At 69.3% G+C, this 1,076-nt stretch carries 1 protein-coding gene; it reads right to left on the bottom strand.

Going from position 1 to position 1,076, the window contains the following annotated elements:
- A partial coding sequence (locus EJV47_RS27705; RefSeq protein ID WP_126696465.1) for an IS110 family RNA-guided transposase occupies positions 1–837 on the bottom strand: 837 nt, incomplete at its 3' end.
- Positions 838–1,076: the final 239 nt, after the last annotated feature.

The raw sequence follows: 1,076 nt of genomic DNA, 5'->3' as shown, positions 1-1,076 counted from the left end.
GGCCTGGCGCAGGTGCACGTTGCCGCGGCGCGAGATGCGCGCGGCCCGGGCCGCGAGGCCGCTCTGGCGCTGCACCACGTCCAGGCCGGCGTACGAGGCCAGCTGCCGCTCGTTTTCGATCAGGGCGAAGCCGTTGGTTTCGGCCACCACGACGATGGCCGTGGCTGGGCCGATGCCCGGCACGCTGGCCAGGTGGGCCAGCCGGCGGGCCAGCTCCGGCTCGGCGTCGAGCAGCGCCGCCAGGTCCTGGTCCACGGCCCGCAGCTGCGCCTCGATCAGGTCCTGGTGCGCGGCCAGGCGCTCGAGCGTGCGCGCGTCGGGCTGGTAGCAGTGGGCGAAGGCGTGGCGCTGGCTTTTCAGGCGGGCGCCCTGCCGCTTCAGGCTTTGCCGCTCCCGCGCCAGGGCCCGCAGCCGGCGCAGCGCGGGCGTGGGCGGCTGCCAGGCCGGCAGGGCCCGCTCCAGGCCCAGGCGGCAGAGCAGGCGCGCGTCGAGCTGGTCGGTCTTGCTCTTCTGCTCCGTGCTTTGGGCAAAGTGCTTGACTTTGTTGGGCAAGAGCACGCTCAGCGCCTGCTGCTGGTCGGCCAGGTAGTAGGCCAGGGCTTCGTAGTACACGCCCGTGGCCTCGACAACAAACCACACGGGGGCGGCGGCGCCTTGCTGCTTGGCCGCCCAGGCCAGCAGGGCCGCGAAGCCGGCCGGCGTGTTGGCGAAGGTGGCCTGTTTGCCGAAGCGCAGCTGCTGGCTGGCCTCGATGCGGCCGAAGCAGGCCACGAACGTGTCTTTGGCGATGTCGATGCCCACGACGTACTTAAGCGGGGCGGCAGCGGCGGCTGGCATACGAAAACGGGAAACGAAGTGGAGGAGAACCCGCCAGGTTTTGCCGCAACTCTCCTTGTCAACATGCGGGATGCCACCGGGGCTCCCTTCATACTGTGCAGTCTTCGGGCGAAAACGGGAAGCGGAGCACTGGCTCTAACCCACAAGGTCGAGGCCGAAGCCCCGCATTTAGGGATGGTAGGTGACTCCGCTTCCTTGGCTGGCTACCCAGAAGATAGGGCAGTGCAATCATACAAGGG

It is taken from the genome of Hymenobacter gummosus, from assembly GCF_003970915.1.
GTDB classification, from domain to species: Bacteria; Bacteroidota; Bacteroidia; order Cytophagales; family Hymenobacteraceae; genus Solirubrum; species Solirubrum gummosum.
This window is presented reverse-complemented; position numbering and strand designations above follow the sequence as displayed.